Origin of the sequence: Rhizomicrobium palustre, from assembly GCF_011761565.1 — a bacterium.
In the GTDB taxonomy this organism is placed as follows: Bacteria; Pseudomonadota; Alphaproteobacteria; order Micropepsales; family Micropepsaceae; genus Rhizomicrobium; species Rhizomicrobium palustre.
Genome location: NZ_JAASRM010000001.1, coordinates 183,071 through 207,066 on the forward strand (window position 1 = coordinate 183,071; position 23,996 = coordinate 207,066).

Annotated in this window: 15 protein-coding genes, 1 tRNA gene and 1 pseudogene; 12 read left to right on the forward strand and 5 right to left on the reverse strand. The window is 59.7% G+C overall.

Annotated features, from left to right (window positions below):
• Positions 1 to 57 precede the first annotated feature (57 nt).
• Entirely contained in the window at positions 58 to 1,404 is a 1,347-nt protein-coding gene (locus FHS83_RS00730; RefSeq protein ID WP_167079888.1) for a tetratricopeptide repeat-containing sulfotransferase family protein, read from the reverse strand.
• Positions 1,405 to 1,498: 94 nt separating this feature from the next.
• Positions 1,499 to 4,597 (reverse strand): TonB-dependent receptor, encoded by a 3,099-nt coding sequence (locus FHS83_RS00735; protein ID WP_167079891.1) that lies wholly within the window; start codon positions 4,595 to 4,597, stop codon positions 1,499 to 1,501.
• Positions 4,598 to 5,718: 1,121 nt separating this feature from the next.
• Between FHS83_RS00735 and FHS83_RS00740 the strand changes: the two are divergent.
• A pseudogene (locus tag FHS83_RS00740) lies at positions 5,719 to 5,874 on the forward strand (transposase); the annotation flags it as partial.
• Between the two features lie 354 nt (positions 5,875 to 6,228).
• On the opposite strand, the gene FHS83_RS00745 reads toward FHS83_RS00740, so the two are convergent.
• Positions 6,229 to 6,313: transfer RNA gene (locus FHS83_RS00745), tRNA-Leu, on the reverse strand.
• 383 nt (positions 6,314 to 6,696) lie between these two features.
• Here FHS83_RS00745 and FHS83_RS00750 point away from each other — a divergent pair.
• From FHS83_RS00750 to FHS83_RS00760, 3 genes are all read left to right on the forward strand, one after another.
• Positions 6,697 to 7,026 carry a YbjQ family protein gene (locus tag FHS83_RS00750; protein ID WP_167079893.1) on the forward strand — a complete coding sequence of 110 codons (330 nt, stop codon included), beginning with the start codon at positions 6,697 to 6,699 and terminating at the stop codon, positions 7,024 to 7,026.
• Positions 7,016 to 7,315 carry a hypothetical protein gene (locus tag FHS83_RS00755; protein WP_167079894.1) on the forward strand — a complete coding sequence of 100 codons (300 nt, stop codon included), beginning with the start codon at positions 7,016 to 7,018 and terminating at the stop codon, positions 7,313 to 7,315. Before FHS83_RS00750 ends, FHS83_RS00755 begins: the two co-directional genes overlap by 11 nt.
• Positions 7,316 to 7,400: 85 nt before the next feature.
• The gene (locus FHS83_RS00760) at positions 7,401 to 8,375 is read left to right on the forward strand and encodes a complex I NDUFA9 subunit family protein (RefSeq protein ID WP_167079896.1); all 975 of its coding nucleotides are present in this window, start codon (positions 7,401 to 7,403) and stop codon (positions 8,373 to 8,375) included.
• A 237-nt stretch (positions 8,376 to 8,612) separates the two neighbouring features.
• Here the strand turns inward: FHS83_RS00760 and FHS83_RS00765 are convergent, their stop codons facing one another.
• The gene (locus FHS83_RS00765) at positions 8,613 to 9,422 is read right to left on the reverse strand and encodes an undecaprenyl-diphosphate phosphatase (RefSeq protein WP_167079898.1); all 810 of its coding nucleotides are present in this window, start codon (positions 9,420 to 9,422) and stop codon (positions 8,613 to 8,615) included.
• Between the two features lie 144 nt (positions 9,423 to 9,566).
• Between FHS83_RS00765 and FHS83_RS00770 the strand changes: the two genes are divergently transcribed.
• The 5 genes from FHS83_RS00770 (at position 9,567) to FHS83_RS00790 (ending at position 19,540) form a co-directional block, all read left to right on the forward strand.
• Entirely contained in the window at positions 9,567 to 11,582 is a 2,016-nt protein-coding gene (locus FHS83_RS00770) for a S9 family peptidase (RefSeq protein ID WP_167079900.1), read from the forward strand.
• Positions 11,583 to 11,765: 183 nt separating this feature from the next.
• The gene (locus FHS83_RS00775) at positions 11,766 to 12,332 is read left to right on the forward strand and encodes a hypothetical protein (protein WP_167079902.1); all 567 of its coding nucleotides are present in this window, start codon (positions 11,766 to 11,768) and stop codon (positions 12,330 to 12,332) included.
• A 306-nt stretch (positions 12,333 to 12,638) separates the two neighbouring features.
• Complete coding sequence (locus tag FHS83_RS00780) at positions 12,639 to 14,072, forward strand: NAD(P)-dependent oxidoreductase (RefSeq protein WP_167079904.1); 1,434 nt, start codon at positions 12,639 to 12,641, stop codon at positions 14,070 to 14,072.
• A gap of 5 nt (positions 14,073 to 14,077) precedes the next feature.
• A complete protein-coding gene (gltB, locus tag FHS83_RS00785) occupies positions 14,078 to 18,610 on the forward strand; it encodes a glutamate synthase large subunit (RefSeq protein WP_167079906.1) in 4,533 nt (1,510 codons plus the stop codon).
• 342 nt (positions 18,611 to 18,952) lie between these two features.
• Positions 18,953 to 19,540 carry an NAD(P)H-dependent oxidoreductase gene (locus FHS83_RS00790; protein ID WP_167079908.1) on the forward strand — a complete coding sequence of 196 codons (588 nt, stop codon included), beginning with the start codon at positions 18,953 to 18,955 and terminating at the stop codon, positions 19,538 to 19,540.
• Between the two features lie 54 nt (positions 19,541 to 19,594).
• Here FHS83_RS00790 and FHS83_RS00795 read toward each other — a convergent pair whose 3' ends face one another.
• On the reverse strand, positions 19,595 to 19,882 hold the full coding sequence (locus FHS83_RS00795) for a hypothetical protein (RefSeq protein ID WP_167079910.1): 288 nt from the start codon (positions 19,880 to 19,882) through the stop codon (positions 19,595 to 19,597).
• Positions 19,883 to 20,555: 673 nt separating this feature from the next.
• Between FHS83_RS00795 and FHS83_RS19585 the strand changes: the two genes are divergently transcribed.
• The 3 genes from FHS83_RS19585 to mtgA are packed head-to-tail and all read left to right on the forward strand — an operon-like array spanning position 20,556 to position 23,958.
• Complete coding sequence (locus FHS83_RS19585; protein ID WP_167079912.1) at positions 20,556 to 20,828, forward strand: metal-sensing transcriptional repressor; 273 nt, start codon at positions 20,556 to 20,558, stop codon at positions 20,826 to 20,828.
• Complete coding sequence (locus tag FHS83_RS00805) at positions 20,818 to 23,226, forward strand: heavy metal translocating P-type ATPase (RefSeq protein ID WP_167079914.1); 2,409 nt, start codon at positions 20,818 to 20,820, stop codon at positions 23,224 to 23,226. The genes FHS83_RS19585 and FHS83_RS00805 overlap by 11 nt, the downstream gene beginning before the upstream one ends.
• A 27-nt stretch (positions 23,227 to 23,253) precedes the next feature.
• Entirely contained in the window at positions 23,254 to 23,958 is a 705-nt protein-coding gene (mtgA, locus tag FHS83_RS00810) for a monofunctional biosynthetic peptidoglycan transglycosylase (protein WP_208414163.1), read from the forward strand.
• Positions 23,959 to 23,996 lie beyond the last annotated feature (38 nt).

Consider the following 23,996-nt stretch of genomic DNA (forward strand, 5'->3'; position numbering starts at 1 on the left):
GACGCTAATCTCCCTTTCGTCGCAGCCCAAGCAGGTCCGGCAAGCACCCAACCTATTTCAACCTTCACGGAGCGCATTCCTCAGCGGCTCGAGAAAAGGCTGATAAGGTGCGGCCCGCCCCACCGCGCGGGCATAGAGCGGCTCGCGTACCTGAGCAGCGCTCAATGTGTGGACCACACGATCTGTACGATAGAAATCGAGACAATCGGGATTCCACTCAAGCCCGACATGGGCGACGATGCGGCGGGCCTCAGTTTCGAAGTCTGCGACCAGCCTTTCATAGGAGACATCGAGGATGGTTCCGGGCGGCAACACGCGGTGCCAATGTTCCATCAATACCGCATAACCGCGATAATACCTGCCCAACTCGCCAAGATCGTAACTGTAGTCGATCTGCTGCGAGAACAGATTGGCAAAGCAGGAAAAGCAGGTATCCAGCGGATCGCGTTTGACGTGCAGTATCCTCGCCCTGGGCAGCACAAGATGGATAAGGCCCGCGAGAACAAAATTCGTCGGCAACTTGTCGACGATGCGCGCAGCCTCTGGCGCATGCGTTTTCAGCCGTGTGGCGTAAGTGCCCCCAAAACGGCGTAAATCCGCAGGCTTTAGCGCGGCAAGCGAATGAGGAAAATCTGCACCCAGAAGGCCCTGCCCCAAGAATTGATGCAGATAAAGTGGCTCACCGGCACCAAACACCTTGGGGTGGCTGGCGAGAATCTGCTCCACCAGCGTCGTGCCGGAACGTGGCATTCCAATCACAAAGATGGGCACATCAGATGGGTCACCCACGCCATGAAACGCGGCAATAGCCTCGGGCGTGAAGACGTCCTGCATGGCCTGAAACAGCCCCAGCCACATCGCCTCGTCATACTGGATTTGGGCGCGGCGCAAGAGGTTTCCCGCGGCGAAATGGTGAAAAGCCTCTTCAACACGACCAAGATCGTCATAGGCTTTACCCAACGCGAAATGCAGCTCGATTTTTTCGACATCGCTTAGCCGGTAGATGTTCTTCGCCAGCATTTCTAACTTGTCGAGATAGAAATCACCCGGCCGAAACCGCACGAGGCGCGAAAGGCCATAATAATGGTGCACCGCGGCCGGGGCGAGCGCTATCGCCTCCTCGAAAGCACGCCGCGCCTCGTCAATTCGGCCAAGCTGCTCTAAGGATTGCGCTGCCAAGTGGTAATATTCCGGCCTTTTACCATGGTGTCGCCGCGCCTTTTCGCAGACCTCAAGCGCATCCGCCGCCCGCCCCATCGCATTGAGGGTGATCACCATTGCTCGCATGGCATCATACTGGTTGGGAGCCTGGGCGAGAATTCTCTCGAAGCAAATCAGCGCTGCATCGTACCGGCCGACATCAAAGAAGCGTTTGCCGGTCAGAAGGTCGTCTGCGAGACTCATGATGGCTCCCGGATACGCGCGTGACGACGGTATATCCAAAAAAACGCCCCCTGGAGTTACTGCCAAGGGGGCGCACGGCATTCAAGTCATAAAATCAGAAGAGGGAACGGAACACGAGTGAGAACCTGCGGTCGGCTTCCACCCAGTTACGCTGGGGGTGATAGTCGGAGGTACCGTTGTCCGCGTAATATTTGGCGCCCGTGATGTTGGTGATCTGGACGCCAACTTTGTAATGCTCCCAGAAGCTATACAAAATGGACCCATCGAGCTGGCCATAGTTCTCCACCCAAGCGGGCTGCTTGCTGTCCGCGTCCGAAGTCGCTGACAGGTATTTGGAGCGCCAGTTCCATGCGAAACGCGCGTCGATGTCGTACTTGGAGTACAAAAGCGCAAGATTGTAGGTGTCGTTCGACATGCCTTCAATCGGAAGCTTCGAGCTTTGGGCGAAGGCGGTGGCGGACGTATTGCTGATATCGCCCGAGCCGTTCACGCCACCCGAATTGTAGATCTTGGTGTAGTTCGCCTCGACACCAAGCCCGCCAAAGATGCCAGGCAGTTGATCATAGAATTGCTGGTACCCGAGTTCGAAACCCTCGATCTTGCCCTTTTTGCCGTTGATGGTGGTGGTGTAATTGAAGCTCATCGCCTGGCCAGACGTCGGATGGACGATGGTTTCTTTCACCGTCGCCGAATGGAAGTAATCCGACAGGTCCTTGTGGAACACCGAGAAGGTCAGCGACCCTGTCGGTGCGAAGTACCATTCGATGCTGGCATCGTAGTTGTTGGCCCGCATCGGCTTCAGGCTCGGGTTCCCGCCCGAACCCGACGGATCCGCGTTCCAGATGCCCTTTTGATAAGTGTTCGCGTCATAGAAATTGAAGTTCAGCGACGCGCTGGAGTTCATAGAGGCGAAGTCCGGACGGACGATGGTCTGAGAATACGCCAGTCGCGCTTGCAGCTTGTCGTTCAAATGCGCGATCAAATTGAAGCTCGGCGTGATATCTGTATAGCCGTTGGACATGGCCGGGCGGGCAATCGTGGCGCCTTGTCCGGCGATACCGCCAAGGAATTGCACTGCTTTGTTGTAGTCGGCGCACGTCGTGACCGTCTTTTTGTCGTTTGGAACTTCGCCCACTGTGCAGGTGCGGTTCAGGTAAGGCATGACCAGCAAGCCGCCACCGACCTGATCTTCGGTGCGGATGATGCGCACGCCGATATTACCGTCGATCGGGATGTCAGCCCCAAAGAGCGAGTCGACCGCATAGTTGAACTGAGCGTAGCCTGCGTAGGTCTGTTCCTTGATTGTGCTGCTGCGGTTACCGGAGCTATTGCTGCCTTTGGCGTTCTGATAGGCATTGAGGCAGGTCACATCGGCGCCGGTACATCCGGCTACCGCCGCAAACGGAATCCAGCGCTGCCAGTTCTGGTCGTTGCCGTTGGCGGCCAACTCGACCGAGGAAAGAAGCTTATAAGAGTCGAGTGTATTCATCCTTGCGAAGGACGTGCTGGGGAGCCACAGGCTCGGCATGGAATTGCCCAGGATCTGCGCGTAATTGAAATACTCCGCCTGCTCGTTGACCTTGGCCATGGTGCCGGTAGCGGTAGTATAGGTCACGCCGTCAGCCGCCGCGAAGGAACAATTGCTGCCGGCTTTGCAGCCGATGGTGCCATCGAGATAGGCCAGACCATCGCCTTGCCATGTTTGGGTCAGAGCACCCCAGTTATAGCCCGCTTGCCGAGTGACCGAGAGTTTCTGCTCGGTGCGGAAACCAGTATCGACGCTCTTGATGATGCCAAACAGGCCATTGCCGGGCAGCTTGTAACTGGCATCGAGACGGGCGTTGAAAGCGTGGGCCGAGTCGTACTCAAGGTGGTCCATCGCTGCGCTCCAGTAGTAATTACTCCTCTTGGAGAGAGTACTGGGGCTTGTGTAGGTGATTTTCGGATCGCCACTCGAGACATCGATTGTATAGGTCGGCTTGTCCTTTGCCGTCGTATACAAAGTCATACCTGTTTGGGTCGAATCCGATTCCACAAACTGCACGTCGGCCGTGATTTCCAAGGAATCGGTCGGATTGTATTTGGCGTTGAGGCTGAAATCACTGGAGCGGTTATGGCCATAGCCGGCGCCCGTATCGAAATCGTTTAGGCTTGACTGGCTGCTATACCAGTTCCCAGCACTGTCGAACTTTCCAGCCTTGAACTGATCGCCACTGATATTCACGGATACATAATGTTCGAGATTTTGGTGATTGGCTAAGGAGTTCAAGCCGCTAAGTGTGAACTCCAGCTTATCGCTCGGACGCCATTGCAGCACGAGATCGGCGGCGAGGCGCTGCTGATGATAATCGAGCTGGCGATAGTCCCATCCCTTCGGTCCCATCAACCGGCCAGCGGTAGCGCTGACAGGCTCCGCCATGCAGGTGTCATAGCCGGTATCGGTCAGGCTCTTTCGATCCAAGCTGGCGCTTGACATGTCCCAACAGTCATAGGTGGCGAGCCGGATGCCTGTGGTGCGGGTACGTTGATCCTGCCAGTCGACGGAGGCCAGAATGCCAATTTCGCCGATCCCCGTGTTCCAGCGATTGCTATACAATCCGTTGACGGAAGGCACCATGCGGTCGGACAGATTGCCATAGGTGAGGTCGCCCGAGACGGCGATCATCTGGCCATCCTGGTCAAAAGGCTTGCGGGTCTTCAGATCGATCACGCCGCCAACGCCACCTTCAATCATTTTGGCGGTCGGGCTCTTATAAACATCAACACCGGACAACAGATCAGCCGACACGTCCGAGAAGTTCAAGGAACGGCCATTGATAGCGGTGAATTCATCATGCCCGTTGACCAGCGATTTCACCCACGCAAGGCCGCGGATCATAATCGAAGTATTGATAGAGCCCATCGCGACGAGATTGTTTCCTGCATCGTTGCGGGTAAGCGTCACACCGGGAACACGCTGCAATGCTTCGGAAACGTTACGATCCGGAAGTGCGCCAATGTCGACGGCAGAGATCGAATCCACAACTTGATCAGAGTTCTGTTTGATGGCTTGCGCCGACTGCAAACTGGCACGGATGCCTGTCACCGTCACGGTTTCGACCTGCTGCGCCAATACAGGGCTAGCGGCCATAATTGCCAAAATACTGGCGGACAGCCAAAGACTGCCACGGATTGACGTAGATGATTGAGTCATTGTTTTCCTCCCAGCTCGGCGACTGCTGCCGCCCGCATTTTTCTGACTCTTTGACTGCACCGGCGCTCGCAAATCGCCACGAGCGACGCCTTCCAGTTTCAAGTTGAGTTAACCGGCGATCCTCATTTGGCTGTTTTGAACCAGCCACGAATGTCTGTTGCGGCTAGCAGAAGCACCGAAATTTCTGCTCGGCCTGAGCTGCACGGTTCCCATGTCTATCGACACCTCGCTACATCCCTATCCCCTCCAATGTCCCAAGCACGCGAAATGCGTAAGCGCTGTCAGCCGCGTGCGCGCCATTCTTTCAGATGCAAGCAGTCCCTCTTCGTCCGTCCCGCGTGCGCCGTGTCTTAAGGCTTCATGGCGCGTTTTCTTTGGTATGATAATTGTGCCGCCCAGTTGCCTGCGCCGAAAAATGTTCCAGGGCGGACTAGTGCTTTGCAGGGCGGTTTTTTGTTGGTGCGAAGCGGCAGACGTGATTTGAACGCCCACCCAAAATGGCAAATAAGGCTAAAACCAGCATGAAATGCGTCCTGCTTGTAGGTTAGCCAAACGAATAGGCGTGAAGGCAGACCGCTGCGGAATCTGTGAAAAAAAATGGGCCCTCGGGAATACCGAGAGCCCAGTCGCGCAAACGGGAGGGCATTAACCACCTGCTTGCGAAAGCTCGTTTGCATTTAGCCGATCAGCGACCGCATCCCTCTCCCGCCCCGCGCAGGGAAAGATCGATCCCCTTGAAATCGCCCGCGCGATAGTAGGGATTTTAAGGGCGGTTGCGATAAATGTTGCAGACAGGACCACGCACTTGCAAAGCGGCTCAGGTGAGTGTTGAAACGGATTTTCGAAGCCCCATAGGGCTCGATACTCATTCAAGTGGCTGAAGAAACCATATTCTGTACTCTGCCAGCCCAGCTGCCTACGCAAGCCGTTGCACCCATGATGTCCACGCTCGATCTTGAATCGCATCGAGCATGGTGTGACCGTGCTCCTACCCCGTGAATGCAAGTGTCGCGAAAACGAGGCGCATCTTCGCCAAATGGTGCGACCGGCAGCGCCTTAGGTCCGGCAGTTACCTGTGACCAGAGCCCCTGAACTACCTCCAAATTTTTGTAGAGTCTGGCACCTTCTTCAAGTGGAAGGCCAAGTACGGCGGGATGGATGTCTCGGATGCCAAGAAGCTAAAGGCTTTGGAGGAAGAGAACCGCAAGCTGAAGACACTGTTGGCCGAGACTATGCTCGACGTTGCGATGTTAAAGGACCTCAATTCAAAAAATGTATGGCCCGCCCGTCCGTGCAAGGGTCGTGGCAGTGCTAACGGGGACAGTCTGCATAAATGTATCCGGCCTCTGGCGAGTGGACCGCTGTTGCGGCCAGGCCATGATGAGATTCGCACGCATCGTTCTCAGATACATGGTTCGGGTAAGCACCCGCTTTTTTGAACAGAGCTTACGATGCGTTGATCAACTGTTTCGCCATCATCTTCTCGAACCTCGCAGTCAGGCGAGCGGCACTCCGTCAATTTTATCGAGGGGCGGAGTTGATGAATTGGCCCCAGCGCACAAAATGGCAACGCAAAAAGCGGCCTGAGGCCGCTTCGCGAAATGCCAAATTTTCTTTGAAAATCAGAGACTTGGTGCCCAGAAGAGGACTCGAACCTCCACGCCTTGCAGCGCTAGTACCTGAAACTAGTGCGTCTACCAATTCCGCCATCTGGGCACGGGCTTGGGAGCGGGGTGTTTATTGCCCTCGGGGGGCCAAGTCAACGCGGCGCGCGCGCTTAAAGGGGTGTTTGGGCAACTTTTTTTGGCTTTGCGGCGCGGCGTAGGCGCGCTCCCCTTAAAATCCTCGCCCCCACCCCGAAAATCCCAACACTGCACCTCGAAATCGCGCCACCGCCTCCGAACCCCCTGTCCAGGCCAGCAAATTTCCGTCCCCCTCTCAGAATCGCGGCACCTGCCCTGCCGTCCGCCCGAAAATTTGCGCCGTACCCCACAAAAACTTCCCTGCCGCCCCGTCACGCCCGCCTTTTGCCCCCTATATTATGTCTTATGGGTGCTTCGCCCGCCCGCTGCGGGCGGGTCGGGTCAGGGAGGTAAAACATGCTGGTTGCAACCACGGAATCGGTGCCGGGCTTTCGCCGGGCCAAGACATTAGGCCAAGTATTTGGCGTGGTGGTGCGCTCGCGCGGGCTGGGCGGCAATATCATTGCCAGCTTGCGCTCGCTCTTCGGCGGCGAAATCCATGAATACACCCAGCTTCTGGAAGAAGCGCGCCGCCAGGCGGTAGACCGGCTCGTCGCCAACGCCACCGCCATGGGCGCCAATGCGGTGGTGATGATGCGTTTTGATTCCTCCGAGATCGGCGAGAACATGAGCGAGATCGTCGCTTACGGCACCGCGGTCGTGCTGGAGGAAGAGCATGCTGCGTAACATCCTCCTCACCCTGGGCGGCGCCCTTCTGGTCACCGGCGCCATGGCGGGTATTTCCGGTCATTGGCAGGCCGCCGCCTTCATGCTCGTTTGGGGTGCAATCCTGGTTTTCGGCATCCTTTACGAGCGGGTGGCCTATAAGAAAATCCTGGATCAGGCGCCCACCGGCTCTGGCTGGCAGCGCACGGCGGAGCGCTTTGTCGATCCCAAAAGCGGCAAGCTGGTCACGGTTTATGTCAAGCCGCTCACGGGCGAACGGGCCTATGTGGCGGAGGGCAGCGCCGCTTAGCATGGCGGCGCCTAAAGCCCCTAAAGTGATGACATAACCGGCCCTTCGTGCCATAGAACGAGTCTAAACCGTTTAGGACCTCGTCATGCAGAACGATCTGGTCGTCGTGTTCGGCGCTTCGGGATTTTTGGGCCGCCATGCCGTGCGCGCCCTGGCCAAGGAAGGCTATCGCATCCGCGCGGTGACGCGCCGGCCCAACCTCGCCAATTTCCTCTTGCCGGCCGGCCAAGTCGGCCAGATTCAGATCGTGAAAGGCAACATCAACCGCGAGGAAGATATTGCGAAAGCCGTGGCGGGCGCCGCCATCGTGGTCAATTGCACCGGCGTTCTCTATGGCCATGGCAAGCAGGGCTTTGAGTCGATCAATTGCGACGCGCCCGGCCGCATCGCCCGAGCTGCGCTGGCGGCTGGCGTGACCAGCTTGGTGCATGTCTCGGCGCTCGGCGCCGATACTGAATCCGATTCCGGCTATGCCCGCTCTAAGGGGCTGGGCGAGCGCAACATGCGCGAGGCTTTCCCGCGCGTGACCATCTTGCGCCCATCGCTGGTCTTCGGGCCGGAGGACAGCTTCTTCAACCGCTTCGCCCAGATGGCGCGCTTTCTGCCTGCCCTGCCCCTGATTGGCGGCGGCCAGACGAAGTTCCAGCCGGTCTATGTCGCGGACGTGGCCGCGGCCATTCTCAAAGCGGTGCAGGATGTGCGCACCGCAGGCCGCACCTATCAGCTTGGCGGCCCCAAGACCTACAGCTTCAAGGAGCTGTTGCAGTTCATCCTGGCCGAGACCGGCCGCAAGCGCCTGCTCCTGCCCCTGCCCAGCTTCATCGCTTCGGTGATGGGCTTTGTCGCGGAGCTGCCGAGCTTCCTTCTGCCCATCCGCCCGGTTCTGACCGTGGATCAGGTGCGTCTCTTGAAGGCCGATAATGTGGTGCAGCCGGGCGCCTTCACGCTTGATGATTTGGGCATCACGCCGGCCAGCGTGGAATCGATCGTGCCGGGATACCTCTGGCGCTTCCATCCGAAGGGCCAGTTCAAGGATCAGGTCGCGATCAGCGCGCGGTAAGAAACAGCTTCTGCATACCTGTAATAGCGTCATGGCCGGGCATTGACCCGGCCATTTTCGTTTAGGCGATGCGGTGATCAAGCATTCCTGTCATCCCGGACGCGCCTCGGCGATTTCTTCGCCAGGCACTATGGCGCGATCCGGGACCCACTCAGAAATCTGAATGGTGTTGGAGTGGGTCCCGGGTCTCTCAGCCGACGCTTCGCATCGCCTGCTCGCCCGGGATGACATTCCCCGTTACCCCAAATACAGCCATGCCAGCAGCGCCACGCCGGAGGCGATGCGGTACCAGCCGAAAGGCTTGAGGCCGTATTTGCCGACAAAGCCGATAAAGCCCTTCACCACCACATAAGCGACGATGAAGCTGACCACGAAGCCAATGGCGATGTTAGTGGTGTCGGAGCCGGAGAAGTTGTGCCACTCCTTATAGAGGTCATAGACCGTCGCCCCCAGCATGGTCGGCACCGCGAGATAAAAGGTGAAGGCCGCGCCCGCCTTGCGGTCGACGCCTAAAAGCTCACCGCCCAGGATGGTCGCACCCGAACGCGAAACACCTGGGATCAGCGCCGCACATTGGCAAAGCCCGATCTGAAACGCCTTCGCCAGCGGCAGCGCATCGCCATCGGTATAGCGCGGCTTGGGCGCGGCGCGCTCCAAGATGAGGATCAGGATACCGCCCAAGACCCAGCAGGCGCCGATCACCGGCATGGCAAGGCTCGGCTGCAGCAAATACTCCTTGAGGAATTTGAACACCGTCGCGCCAAGCACCGCGGCTGGCAGGAAGGCGACAAGGACATTGAGGGTGAACTGACGCGCTTCGGGCTTAGAAGGCAGCCCGATCAGCACATCCCAGAACTTCTTCCAATAGACAGCGACCACCGAGAGGATGGCGCCGAACTGAATGATGATGGTGAAGGATTCCCATTTATTGTCGGGCAAGCCCAACAGCCGCTCACCCACCAAGAGATGTCCGGTGGACGACACTGGCAGAAACTCCGTCAGCCCTTCGAGAATGCCCAGAAGAATGGCATTGATAATATCGTGCATAAAACCCCGCAAACGCGACCCACATCTGATTTTGACCTATCACAGCCGCGCATAGCTAGCCATGCCGGTGCACCACCTTGATAAATTGTAACCGATACCCACCTCATTCCTGCCCCGTGTGGGCTTAGGTCTAGGAGGGACTTCATGAAATCGTTGTTGTTCGCAGCCTTTACGGCAGTGGGGGTCGCGGTTTCATCCGTTGCCCTCGCAGCAGGGGACATACCGCTGATCGAGCGCCAAAAGTTGTTTGGCAATCCAAGCCGCAGCCAGGGCAGGATCAGCCCGGACGGCAAATGGCTTTCCTATTTGGCGCCGCGTGACGGGGTGATGAATATCTGGGTCGCGCCGGTGAGCGATCCCTCCGCGGCCAAAGCGCTGACCTCGGAAAAGAAACGTCCGATCCGCGGCTATTTCTGGGCTCCGGATTCCGCCACCATCCTCTTTATCAACGACAAGGGCGGTGACGAGAACTTCCTGCTCTATAGCGTGAACGTCTCGAGCGGCGAGCAGAAGACACTGACGCCTTTTGAGAAGACGCGCGTCGAGGTGATTGGCGTTTCACCAGAAGTCAAAGATCGCATTTTGATCGGCCTCAACAATCGCGATCCGCACTGGCACGACGTCTACAGCCTGTCGCTTAAGGACGGCGCGTTGACCAAGGTGCTGCAGAATGACGGCAATTACGCGGGCTTTCTCGCCGATGCGCATTTGACCTTGCGCGGCGCGGTACGCTCCCGCCCCGATGGCGGCAGCGACTATTTCAAGGTTATCGATAACAAAGTGGAGACCAAACCCTTCGCGGATGTGGGGCTCGACGACTCCATGACCACGGGGCCGGCCGGTTTCACCACCGATGGCAAGACGCTGTACTGGGTGGATTCCCGTGGCCGCGATAAGGCGGCCCTCATCGCCGAAGATGTGGCGAACGGCAAAAAGACGGTGATTGCCGAAAGCGATAAAGCCGATATCGGCGAAACGCTCGCCAATCCCAAAACCGGCAAGGTGGAAGCCTATGCGGTCGATTATCTGAAGACGGAATGGACCGCGGTTGATCCGTCCGTCAAAGGCGATCTCGATTTCCTGCAAAAGAGCTTGAAGGGCGAAATCGCCATCACCTCGCGCAGCTATCAGGACGATCTTTGGACCGTCTCGGTGGATGCGGTAACCGCCCCGCCGGCGGTTTATCTCTATGACCGCAAAGCCAAGAGCCTGAAGCAGCTCTACGTCTCGCGTCCCGAGCTTACCGGTCTTCCGCTGGCCGCGATGCATCCGGTGGAGATCAAGACCCGCGACGGGCTGACGGAAGTCTCCTATCTCAGCTTGCCGCCGGGCAGCGATGCCAACGGCGATGGCGTTCCCGATAAGGCCTTGCCGATGGTGCTGTTCGTGCATGGCGGACCTTGGGGCCGCGATAGCTATGGCTATAACAGCGTGCATCAATGGCTGACCAATCGCGGCTATGCCGTGCTCAGCGTGAACTATCGCGCCTCCACCGGCTTCGGCAAATCCTACATCTCTGCGGGCAATCTGCAGTGGGGTTTGAAGATGCACGACGACCTGATCGATGCCGTCGATTGGGCCATCAAGAAAGGCGTCACCACCAAGGATAAGGTCGCCATCATGGGCGGTTCTTATGGCGGCTATGCCACCCTGGCGGGGTTGACCTTCACGCCCGACACCTTCGTTGCCGGTGTCGATATCGTGGGCCCCTCCAATCTTGCCACCTTGCTGAAAACCATTCCGCCCTATTGGGAAGCGGGCAAGGTGCAGTTCTATAAGCGCATGGGCGATCCCACTACGCCCGAAGGCCAGAAGATCCTGCACGACGCCTCACCGCTCTTCAAAGCGGACAAGATCAAGAAGCCGCTGCTGATCGGCCAAGGCGCCAACGATCCGCGCGTCAACCAGGCTGAATCCGATCAGATCGTGAAGGCGATGCGGGAGAAGAACATTCCGGTCACCTATGTTCTGTTCCCGGATGAAGGCCATGGCTTTGCCCGGCCGGAAAACTCCATCGCCTTCTGGTCCGTGACCGAGCAGTTCCTGGCTAAGAATCTGGGTGGCCGCGCCGAGCCCATCGGCGATGCCCTGAAGGCATCCACCGCGCAGGTTCCCAACGGGATCGAGTTCGTGCCGGGCCTGAAAGAGGCGCTGAAATAGACCTACGCACTATCTATTTTGAAGAGAGCCGCTCGCGAGAGCGGCTCTTTGTATTTGTACTCGATGTCATCCCCGGCCGAGTGCAGCGAACGAAAGTGAGCGGAGCGAGGGGAAGGGGACCCAGGTAGCAAAACCTGCTACGATGCAAAAAGCATCGATCATATAGTGAAATGGGGGGAGCTAATGATCATAGCCTGCATTGGATGGGGCTCATTAATATGGGACCCAAGAGGTCTGCCAATTCAGCGTCAATGGTTCAATGACGGTCCATTCGTGAAGGTCGAGTTCGCACGACAGTCGACGGACAACAGGATCACCCTCGTGATTCAGGATACTGCCAAGCCCGTTCGTGCGTTATGGGCGATAATGGACTGCAGTGATTTGAATACCGCTCGCCAAGCCCTAAAGCTCCGCGAGGGCATAGGCGATAAAAACTTCGAAAAAGATATTGGCCACTGGAAAGACGGCGACGCTGAGCCGAGCACGATTCAAAACCTACCGGAATGGGCGAAAGTACATAGCCTTGATGCTGTCGTGTGGACTGCGCTGCCGCCTAAGTTCAAAGGCCCTCCCAAAATGGAGAACCCAACGGTTGAACAGGTCATTGCTCATTTACGCAGTCTTGATGGCAATCAACGCGAAAACGCCGAGCGCTATGTCCGCCTCGCCCCTCGCCAAATCGACACGCCATATCGCCGACGCATAGAAGCCGAGCTTGGCTGGACGCCCAAAGAAATTTGGCCTGCCTAGCCTATTGCGGCCCTGCGAGCCGTTCCACCTGGGTCCCCTTCCCTCGCGCTTCGCGCTCGCCGGGGATGACACGAAGGGGAATACCCCAATCCGACCAGAGGCCGTCCGAGAGGGCGGCCTTTTGCTTTACGCGCGCCCCGATTCGCGGCGCGCCCGTCATTTATGACAGCATTTTTTACTTATAGCGCAATCCATCCAGCCCACACTTCTGCGCCTCGCAAAATCTCGCATTTTTCTAGACAGCATTGCTGTCTTTCTTATGAGAATCCGCTGGATTCTTGCCTGCGACTGCCTTACGCACCCGTCATGGTCGAGAAGATGCTGAAATTCGTGAGCCTGGGTCGCGCGATGCCAGGCAAGCGCCCGCCGGAAGACCGCGCCCGCGACTTCCACGAGATTTATGCTGAGTTCGCCGCCGAGAAGGCCGCCGAGCAGGCCTCGCGCTGTAGCCAGTGCGGCGTGCCCTTCTGCCAGCAGCATTGCCCGCTCTCGAACAACATCCCGGATTGGCTGAAGCTGACCGCCGAGGGCCGCCTGCAAGAGGCCCATGAGCTCTCCCAGGCCACCAACAACTTTCCTGAAATCTGCGGCCGCATCTGCCCGCAAGACCGGCTCTGCGAAGGCAATTGCGTTATCGAGCAGTCCGGCCATGGCACCGTGACCATCGGCGCTATCGAGAAATACATCAACGACACCGCCTGGGAACAAGGCTGGGTCAAGCCCCTCGCCCCTACCCGCACGCGCGCGGGAAGCATCGGCATCATCGGCGCGGGCCCGGCGGGCCTCGCCTGTGCCGAAGAGTTGCGCAAGAAAGGCTATAGCGTCACCGTCTATGACCGCCACGACCGCGCGGGCGGGCTCCTCACCTATGGCATCCCCGGCTTCAAGCTGGAGAAGGATGTCGTGATGCGCCGCGTCAAGCGCCTGGAAGATGGCGGCATTGCCTTCAAGCTCAATTTCGAGGTTGGCCGCGACGCAACCCTCGCCGACATTCGCGCCTCTCATGATGCGGTCTTCGTCGCCACCGGCGTCTATAAGCCCCGCGAAATCGATGCCCCAGGCGTCGGCCTTCGCGCTATCGTGCCCGCGCTCGAATTCCTCACCGCCTCCAATAAGACCGGCTTCGGCGATACCATCACCGATGGTGAAAAGCTCAACGCCGCGGGCAAGAATGTCGCCGTGATCGGCGGCGGCGATACCGCCATGGACTGCGTGCGCACCGCGCTCCGCCAAGGGGCGAAATCCGTCACCTGCCTTTATCGCCGTGACCGCGAGAACATGCCCGGCTCCTTGCGCGAAGTGACCAATGCCGAGGAAGAAGGCGTCGATTTCCAATGGCTGACCCTGCCCAAGGGCTTCCTTGGCGATGCCGCCGTCGAAGGCGTGCGCATCTCGCGCATGCGCCTCGGCCTGCCCGATGCCACGGGCCGTAAATCGCCGGAAGAGATCAAAGGCGCCGATTACACGCTTCAAGCCGATCTCGTCATCAAGGCGCTCGGCTTTGATCCCGAGCCGCTGCCGGAACTCTTCAAGGAGCCGACGCTCGGCGTTTCCAAATGGGGCACGTTGCGCGTGAAGCCCTCCACCATGATGACCAATATCGAGGGCGTCTTTGCGGGCGGCGATATCGTGCGCGGTGCTTCTCTGGTGGTTTGGGCCGTGCGCGATGGGCGCGATGCCGCCACCGCCATCCATACCTATCTCGAAAACAAAGCGGCCCAGCCGCAAGCCGCGGAGTAGTTCCGATGACCGAGTATAACGGCGAGCAGGAAATCCAACGCTTCATCGCCAACGCCAAGAAATTGGAAGAGGCCCACGCCTACTCTCCCGATCAGGAGCACGATGCTTGCGGCGTCGGCCTCATTGCGGCGGTGGATGGCAAGCCCCGGCGCGAAGTCGTCACCCGCGCGATTGAAGCCCTTAAGGCGGTTTGGCATCGCGGCGCGGTGGATGCGGATGGCAAGACCGGCGACGGCGCTGGCATTCACATCCAGGTGCCGCAGGAATTCTTCCGCGCCCAGGTCAAGCAGACCGGCCATGCCCAGCGCTCGGGCCGCATCGCGGTTGGCCAGATCTTCCTGCCGCGCACCGATTACAACGCGCAGGAAACCTGCCGCACCATCGTGGAATCCGAAATCCTGCGCTCCGGCTTTTATCTTTATGGCTGGCGCCAGGTGCCGGTGAACATCTCCATCATCGGTGAGAAGGCCAATGCCACCCGCCCCGAGATCGAACAGGTGATGTTCGACACCGGCACCGACGACAATCTCGAAGAGCTCGACCGCAAGCTCTATCTCTGCCGCCGCCGCATCGAGCAGGCGGTGCGCGCCGCCCATATCGCCGATTTCTATGTCTGCTCGCTGTCCACGCGCTCGCTCATCTATAAGGGCATGTTCCTGGCCGAGCAGCTCGACAATTTCTATCCCGACCTCACCGACGAGCGCTTTGTTTCGGCTTTCGCCATCTTCCATCAGCGCTATTCGACCAACACCTTCCCCACTTGGCGCTTGGCGCAACCCTTCCGCATGCTCGCCCATAATGGCGAGATCAACACCGTCAAGGGCAACATCAACTGGATGAAGAACCACGAGGTCAAAATGGCCTCCGACCTCTTCGGCAGCGCGGGCGAGGACATCAAGCCGATCATTCAGCCGGGTTCCTCCGACTCCGCCGCGCTGGACGCGGTGTTCGAGACGCTGGTGCGCGCGGGCCGTCATGCCCCGCTCGCCAAGACCTTGCTGGTGCCGGAAGCCTGGAACAAGCAAGCCTCCACCATGCCGGAAGCCCACCGCGCCATGTATGCCTATGCCAATGCGGTGATGGAGCCGTGGGACGGCCCTGCCGCCCTCGCCGCCACCGATGGCCGCTGGGTGATCGCCGGCATGGACCGTAACGGCCTGCGTCCGCTGCGCTACGCCCTCACCGATGACGGGCTTCTCGTGGTCGGCTCCGAGACCGGCATGAACGCGCTCGACGACAATCACGTTACCCGCAAGGGCCGCGTCGGCCCCGGCCAGATGATCGCGCTCGATTTGCAGGAAGGCGAATTCTACGAAGACCGCAAGATCAAGGACAGCCTCGCCGCCCAGTACCCGTATGAAGAATGGACCAAGCGCATTGTGGCTCTGGACCCCATCATCGGGCCCGGCGATGAACCCTTGATGTTCGACGCCGAAACCCGCCGCGCCCGCCAGATCGCGGCGGGCTACACCATGGAAGACATGGAAACGGTGCTGCAGCCGATGGTCGAAGACGCCAAGGAGCCGATTGGCTCCATGGGCGATGACACCCCGCTGGCTGTGCTGTCAGAGAAATACCGCCCCCTCTCGCATTATTTCCGCCAGAACTTCTCTCAGGTCACCAATCCGCCGATCGATCCCTTGCGCGAAGAGCGGGTGATGAGCCTGAAAACCCGCTTCCAGAATCTCGGCAATGTGCTCGAGCAGGATGGCAAGCAGGCCGAGGTTTTTGTGCTGGAAAGCCCGGTCATCTCCACCGGCATGTTCCTGCGCATGAAGGAGCATCTTGAAGGCCGCTTCTTCGAGATCGACTGCACCTTTGCCACCGCCGAAGGCGGCGAAGGGCTGCAACAAGCCATTGACCGCGTGCGCACCGAAGCGGAAGAGGCCGTGCTGCAAGGCTATAACCACCTCATCCTCACCGATGAGAAGATCACCGAAGCGCGCGCCGCGCTGCCGATGATTTTGGCGACCGGCGCGGTGCATTCCCACCTCGTCCGCCGGGGCCTTCGCACCTATACCTCGATCAATGTGCGCGCCGCCGAATGCCTCGATACCCATTACTTCGCGGTCTTGATCGGCGTCGGTGCCACCACGGTCAATGCCTATCTCGCGCAGGAATGCATCGCCGACCGCCATGCGCGCGGGCTTTACGGCAATCAGCCGCTCGGCCAATGCGTGAAGAAATATCTCGACGCGATCAGCGCCGGGCTGCTCAAGATCATCTCCAAGATGGGCATCTCGGTGATCTCGTCTTATCGCGGCGCCTATAATTTCGAGGCCGTGGGCCTGTCGCGCTCCATGGTCGCCGACATCTTCCCCGGCATGCCCAGCCGCATTTCCGGCATCGGCATGACCGGCATCGCCAAGAAAATCGCCCGCCTGCACGCCCGCGCTTTTGATGGCGAGGCAGCCACCCTTCCCATCGGCGGCTTCTATAAGGCGCGCGCTGCGGGGGAAACCCATGCCCATAAGGGCGATCTCATTCATCTCTTGCAGACCGCCGTCGCGACCGAAAGCTACTCCACCTATAAGCGCTTCTCGGATGGCGTGCGCGCCATGCCGCCGGTCTCCTTGCGCCATCTGATGGATTTTCGCGAAACCGGCCAGCGCGTGCCGCTGGAGGAAGTGGAATCCATCACCGAAATCAGAAAACGCTTCGTCACCCCCGGCATGAGCCTGGGCGCCTTGTCGCCCGAAGCCCATGAAGCCCTCAACATCGCCATGAACCGCATCGGCGCCAAATCCGATAGCGGCGAAGGCGGTGAAGACCCGGTGCGCTTCAAGCCCAAATCCAATGGCGACAACGCCAATTCCGCGATCAAACAGGTCGCCTCAGGCCGTTTCGGCGTCACCGCGGAATATCTCAACCAATGCCGCGAGCTGGAAATCAAAGTCGCCCAAGGGGCCAAGCCCGGCGAAGGCGGCCAGCTTCCCGGCTTCAAAGTCACCGAGATGATCGCGCGCCTGCGCCATTCCACGCCCGGCGTGACGCTGATCTCGCCGCCGCCACATCACGACATCTATTCCATCGAAGACCTCGCCCAGCTCATCTATGACCTCAAGCAGATCAATCCGATTGCGCGGGTTTGCGTGAAGCTGGTCGCGGCCACCGGCATCGGCACGATTGCTGCGGGCGTGGCGAAAGCCAAAGCGGATGTGATCCTGATCTCGGGCCATAATGGCGGCACCGGCGCTTCTCCTCTCACCTCCATCAAATATGCGGGTGCGCCGTGGGAGATGGGCCTGACCGAAGCCAATCAGATCCTGACGCTGAACAATCTTCGCCACCGCGTCACGCTCAGAACCGATGGCGGGCTGCGCACCGGCCGCGATATCGTCATGGCGGCGATGATGGGGGCCGAGGAATATGGCATCGGCACCGCCTCGCTGGTCGCGATGGGCTGCATCATGGTGCGCCAATGCCAGTCCAACACCTGCCCCGTCGGCGTCTGCACCCAGAATGAAAAGCTGCGCGAGAAATTCACCGGCACGCCCGACAAGGTGATCAACCTCTTCAGCTTCATCGCCGAGGAAGTGCGCGAAATCCTGGCCTCCCTTGGTTTCCGCAAACTCGAAGACGTCATCGGCCGCACCGATCTTCTCACTCAGATCAGCCGCGGCGCCGAAGAACTCGACGATCTCGACTTGAATCCGCTGCTGGTGCAGGCCGACCCCGGCACCCATGCGCGCTATTCGACGCAAAAGGGCCGCAACGAAGTGCCCGACACCCTCGATGCGCAAATCGAGAAAGACGCCTGGGCGCTGCTGGATCACGGCGAGAAGATGCAGCTCACCTATACGGTGCGTAACACCATGCGCTCCATCGGTGCCCGCACCTCGTCACATATCGTCAAGAAATACGGCATGACCGGCCTGCCGCCGGGCCATCTCACCTTGAAGCTGCGCGGCTCTTGCGGCCAATCGCTGGGCGCCTTCGCGGTACAAGGCCTGAAAATCGAAGTCTTTGGCGACAGCAACGATTATGTCGGCAAAGGGCTTTCGGGCGCCACCATCGCCATCCGCCCACCGGTTTCGGCGAAGTTCATCGCGCGCGATAACACCATCATCGGCAATACCGTTCTCTACGGTGCCACGGCGGGTAAGCTCTTCGCCGCGGGCCAGGCGGGAGAGCGTTTCGCGGTGAGAAACTCTGGCGCCACCGCCGTCATCGAAGGCTGCGGCTCCAATGGCTGCGAATACATGACCGGCGGCCTGGTCGCGATCCTCGGCCGCGTTGGCGACAACTTCGCCGCGGGCATGACCGGCGGTATGGCGTTCGTCTATGATGCGGACGAACGTTTCACCGATCACGTCAACCCCGATAGCGTCATCTATCAGCGCGTCTCCACCGTGCATTGGGAAAATGTGCTGCGTAGCCTGATCGAGGAACACAAAACCGAAACGGCCTCGGCCTGGGCGGCGGAACTCCTCACCAATTGGGATGTGGAACTCGCCCATTTCTGGCAGGTAGTGCCGAAGGAAATGGTCTCTCGCCTCTCCCACCCGCTCGCGGACAAGGTGGAAGCGGCAGAATAATACATCTTTCACCTCCCCCTTGCGGGGAGGTGCTTTTGCGAACCCATATTGTCATCCCGGACGCGCCCGCGAAGATCACGACATCTGGCACAAGGGCGCGATCCGGGACCTACTCAGAAATATGAACATTGTTGAAGTGGGTCCCGGCTCTGCGCGCTCCCTGCTCTCGCAGCGAACGCTTGGCCGGGATGACAGATTGGTCAATTCCCCCCAAAAGACCTCCCCGCAAGGGGGAGGTAAAACGCATATTGCGCATCGTTGCCGCGCGGCATCCCTGTGCCTTAACCACGGTAGCGCGCTCAGGCATTTTGGGGAGCAATCTTCCAAAAGCCTGAGACTTCCTTGGCCAGCAAACGCATCTTTCTTCTGGATGGGCATCCCGATCCCTCGCCGGAGCGCCTTTGCGCCGGGCTGACAGATGCCTATGCGGCAGGCGCTTTGCGCTCAGGCCATGAGGTGCGGCGTTTCGACCTCGGCACCATGACCGTGCCTTTGATGCGCACCAAGGGCCAATTCGAAACCGGTATGGCGCGTGGAGACGCGGCGCATGTGCAGGATGCCATCGTCTGGGCCGATCATGTCGTGATCATTCACCCGTTATGGATGGGCAATGTTCCGGCCATGTTGAAAGCGCTGATGGAACAGGTCTTCCGCAACGATTTCGTGCTCACCGATCCCGCCGACAAGACCTCGCCCAAAAAGCTGAAGGGCAAAACGGCCCATCTCGCCGTCACCATGGGCATGCCGAGCCTTCTCTATCGCTGGTATTACAGCGCCTGCGCCGTGCGCGCGGTGGAAAACAACCTCCTCGCCTTCTCCGGCATCCGCCCGATCAAGCGCACCCTGATTGGCGGCGTCGAGACCATGAGCGACGAGGATTGCCAGCACTGGTTCGCGAAAATGCAACAAGCCGGCGCGCGGGCGCGGTAGCAACATTTTCGTCATGGCCGGGCTCCGACCCGGCCATGACGGTTAGGTTTAGGATCACTTCTTCCCCCGCACCTTCCTTTTCAGCCTTGGCATTTTCCTGCGCTCCGGCATCACCTCGTTGGCGAGCTTCCTCACCTTCAGATACCGTTCGACAAGATCGAGCTTGGCCAGGAACGCCGCTCTCGGATCGGGGCGCCTGCAGCTTTCCTCAAACGCCGTCAGTTCCTCTTCGAACAACAACAGCATGCGCTGATTGAGCGAATCCATCCAATCATTGGTGAAATCATAAGCGCCTTCGGGACGCGGCAGCTTTTTCACCATGCTCTGATCCAGCGGGTTCATGTACGCCCCTCCTTTGCCTCTTCCTCGAAATGGGAAGGCGGGCTCGGCGGGTCAAGACTATATTCCGTACACGTACCAAAAAACCGCTCTATCCCCCTCGTTAAACATTTCCAAAGAGCGGCCTAACCGTTTGCCTTGCTGCCCATTTCGCCTCATGCACCAGGGCGCAAAAAATAAATCTATCCCCCTCTTTCAGACCGGCCTTACACTTCCCCGCGTTACAGCTCAAAAGAGGGGGCGAACCGGTCGTCCGATTTGCGAGCTGTGATCGGCGCCCTGCGAAGCTTGGACTAACGAACCAAGCGAAGCAGGGGGTGTGCTCGGTCGCCCCGCCTGCTCACCAATGGAGACGCTCCAGAGAGCAGATGCGCGCGAGACGTCGCTGGTCGGAAGATGTGAACATCTTTCGGGTGATAGCGCGACCGATGTCACGTCATAGAACGCCGGGTGCGGAACGCCGGAAGGCGGATATACGCGAAAGGCTTCAAGTTACCATGCTTGAAGCGAACAACCTGTGCTGCACGCCGCCTCCGGCGCCCGCACCGCCCCTCTACTCTCCGCGCGCAAGCGGCGGAGCGCGTTGCCGTGCCATTCACCTCCCCCTTCCCCTCTTCGCCTCCCGGTGCTATACCCCTCCCCGGTATATACCCCCCAGGGGTACAAGAGAGGCGCCGTGACTAAGGCCGATCCCAAACTTCTTTCCCGCCTCGCCCGTATCGAGGGCCAAGTGCGCGGTGTCATCCGCATGGTGGAGGAAGAGCGCTATTGCATCGACGTCTTGAACCAGACCCAGGCGATCAAGGCCGCGTTGAGTAAGGTCGAGGCCGAGGTTTTGAAGGGCCATGCCGCGCACTGCGTCGCCCATGCCATCAAATCCGGCAATGCGCGCGATCAGAAGCAGAAATTCGACGAGCTTGTGGAGTTGTTCAGCCGCTATGGAAAATGAAACGCTGAATCTCAAAGACCCCGTTTGCGGCATGACGCCGGCCCCGGAAAAAGCCATCGCCAAGGGCAACACCTCGGTGCGGGACGGCGTGCGCTACATCTTCTGCTGCGCTGGCTGCAAAACAAAATTCGATGCCGAGCCTACACGCTATGTGGTGTCATCGCCCGCGACTGCGGGCGACCCAGGTGGAGTTGCTGAGCCCTCAACGCCGATACATCGGTCTATTCTAAAGCCTGCTGAGCCGCGAGACCTGGATGGCCCGCAGTCGCGGGCCAAGACACATGGGGGCACGTGCTGCGAACATCACCACCACACCGCGCCAAAACCGCCGCCCGCCAACGCCAAGAACATCCTCTACACCTGCCCGATGCACCCTGAGGTGAAGCAGATGGGCCCGGGCGATTGCCCGCTGTGCGGCATGGCACTGGAACCGGCTGATCCCACAGCCGCGCAGGATGACAGCGAACTCAAGGATATGAGCTTCCGCTTCAAGGTTTCGCTGGCACTCACCTTGCCGGTTTTCCTTCTCGCTATGGCGGGCGATGCGATCCCGCTCTCGCACCAGATCAAGGCCATCATCGAAGCGGTGCTCGCCGCCCCCGTGGTGGCCTGGCTGGGCTGGCCGTTTTTTGTGCGCGGCTGGAAAGGCGCTATCAGCGGTCACGCCAATATGTTCACCCTGATCGGCTTGGGCGTGGCGGTGTCCTATCTCTACAGCCTCGCGGTGTTGATCGCGCCCGGCATTGTGCCCATGGCGGTGCATGGCAAAATGGGACCGCCGGTCTATTTCGAAGCCGCCGCGGTCATCATCACTTTGGTGCTGCTCGGCCAGGTCTTGGAGTTGAAAGCCCGCGCGGGCACAGGCGCCGCCTTGCGCGCCCTTCTTGATCTGTCGCCCAAAACCGCTTTGCGCCGCACGGCAAATGGAACGGAGACCATCGCCCAGGCCGATATTCAGCTCGGCGATGAATTGATCGTCCGTCCCGGCGAGGCCGTGCCCACTGATGGCGAGGTGATCGAAGGGATGAGCGCCATCGATGAATCCCTTCTCACCGGTGAATCCATGCCCGTCGCCAAACACACCGGCGATGCCGTCACCGGCGGCACGCTGAATGGACAAGGCGCGCTCACCATCCGCGCCACCCGCATCGGCGCTGATACCATGCTGGCGAAAATCGTCGCTCTGGTGGCCGAAGCGCAAAGAAGCCGCGCCCCGACGCAAAGCCTCGCCGATGCGGTTTCGGCCTGGTTCGTGCCGATTGTCACCGGCGTGGCGATCCTTGCTTTCATCGCTTGGCTCGCGGCCGGATACAACTTCGATTATGCGCTGCTGGCAGCCGTCTCAGTGCTGATCATCGCCTGCCCTTGTGCGCTGGGTCTCGCCACACCGATGTCGGTGATGGTGGCGGTCGGTAAAGGCGCCCATTCCGGTGTGCTGGTGAAAAACGCCGCCGCGTTGGAGAAATTCGCCGCCGCCGATGTGCTGGTACTGGATAAGACCGGCACCATCACCGAAGGCCGTCCCAGCCTCACGGCCATCTATGCGCCGCAAGGCGAGAACGAACTTCTCACCCTCGCCGCCGCGCTGGAAGTCAAAAGCGCCCATCCCTTGGCGAAGGCGGTACTGGAAGCTGCCAAAGATCTCACCTTACCCGCGGTCGAAAATTTCGAAAGCATCACCGGGCAAGGCCTCAAGGGCCGCATCGAGGGCGCCGAGATCCGCATCGGCAATGCCGCGTTCATGGCGGGGATCGACCTCTCGGCCCTTGAAGCCGAAACCACGCGCCACGCAGGCGCTACACTCCTCTATGTCGCGCGCAACACTGAGGCGCTGGGCTTCCTCGCCGTGCAAGACAAGCTGAAGCCGGATGCCGCCGTGCTGCTCAAGAGCCTCGATCTGAAAATCGTGCTCGCCACCGGCGACAGCGAAGAGGCCGCCGCCGCCATCGCAGCCGAAGCAGGCATCAGCGAACCTCATGCCCGGCTTATGCCCGAAGGCAAGGCCGAGCTTGTCCGCAACCTGCAAGGCCAAGGCCATACCGTCGCCTTCGCGGGCGATGGCGTGAATGACGCCCCGGCGCTCGCCGCCGCCGATGTCGCCATTGCCATGGGAGGGGGCTCTGATGCCGCCATTGAGACGGCGGGGCTGGTGCTGTTGAAGGGCGATCTTTCAGCCCTCCTCAAGGCCCGCCACCTCGCCCGCGCCGCCCGCACCAATATGAAACAGAATCTCGCCTTCGCCTTTTTCTACAACGCGCTGGGCGTGCCTTTGGCGGCGGGGGTGCTCTATCCCTTCACCGGCTGGCTGCTCTCGCCCATGATCGCGGCTGCGGCGATGAGTTTCAGTTCGGTCTCGGTGATCGCCAATGCGTTGCGCCTGAAGGGGGCTAGGCTTTAAACTCCGGCGCGACAAGAGGGGGCGCCGGTGGTTAAACGGGTGTGGAGTAAGAGCAAGCGGCCGTCATGGCTCCGCCGGATCCTGTGGGCCGTGTTCGCCCTCCTGGTGCCGCTGCCACTCGCCTATCTGGTGATCTTCCGCTTTGTCCCCATCCCCATCACCCCCCAGATGATTGGCGATTACGTCACGCTGCAAGAGGTGCATCAGAGCTGGCGCTCGATCGATGATATGTCCCCCGCGCTGCGCCACGCCGTCATCGGCTCGGAGGATCAGCTTTTCTGCACCCATCACGGTTTTGATTGGGATGATATCCAGCTCGCCTTGAAGCAGCATGATGAGAAGCCCGGCAAAAAGCTGCGTGGCGCATCCACCATTTCCCAGCAGGTCGCCCGCACCCTGTTCCTCGCCCCGGTCCGCAGTTGGGTCCGCAAGGGGCTCGAGGCTTACCTGACCGTGCTGGTGGAATTCACCTGGCCGAAAAAGCGAATTTTAGAGGCCTATCTTAACCTCGTGGATTGGGGGCATGGGAACTATGGCGCCGAGGCTGCCGCCCAGGCCTATTTCCACAAAAGCGCTGCCAAGCTGACGGCTTCCGAGGCGGCACGGCTGGCCTCCATCCTGCCTAACCCAGACAAATGGAAGGCGCAAAAGGCTGGTAAAGCCCGGATGAGCCGCGCCATGGCCCGCGAGCATGAAGCTTCGCGCGATGATCTCGATCGCTGTGTGAGGTAGTACTAGGAGTATCGAGGCAGTTTTATTACACTACCCGG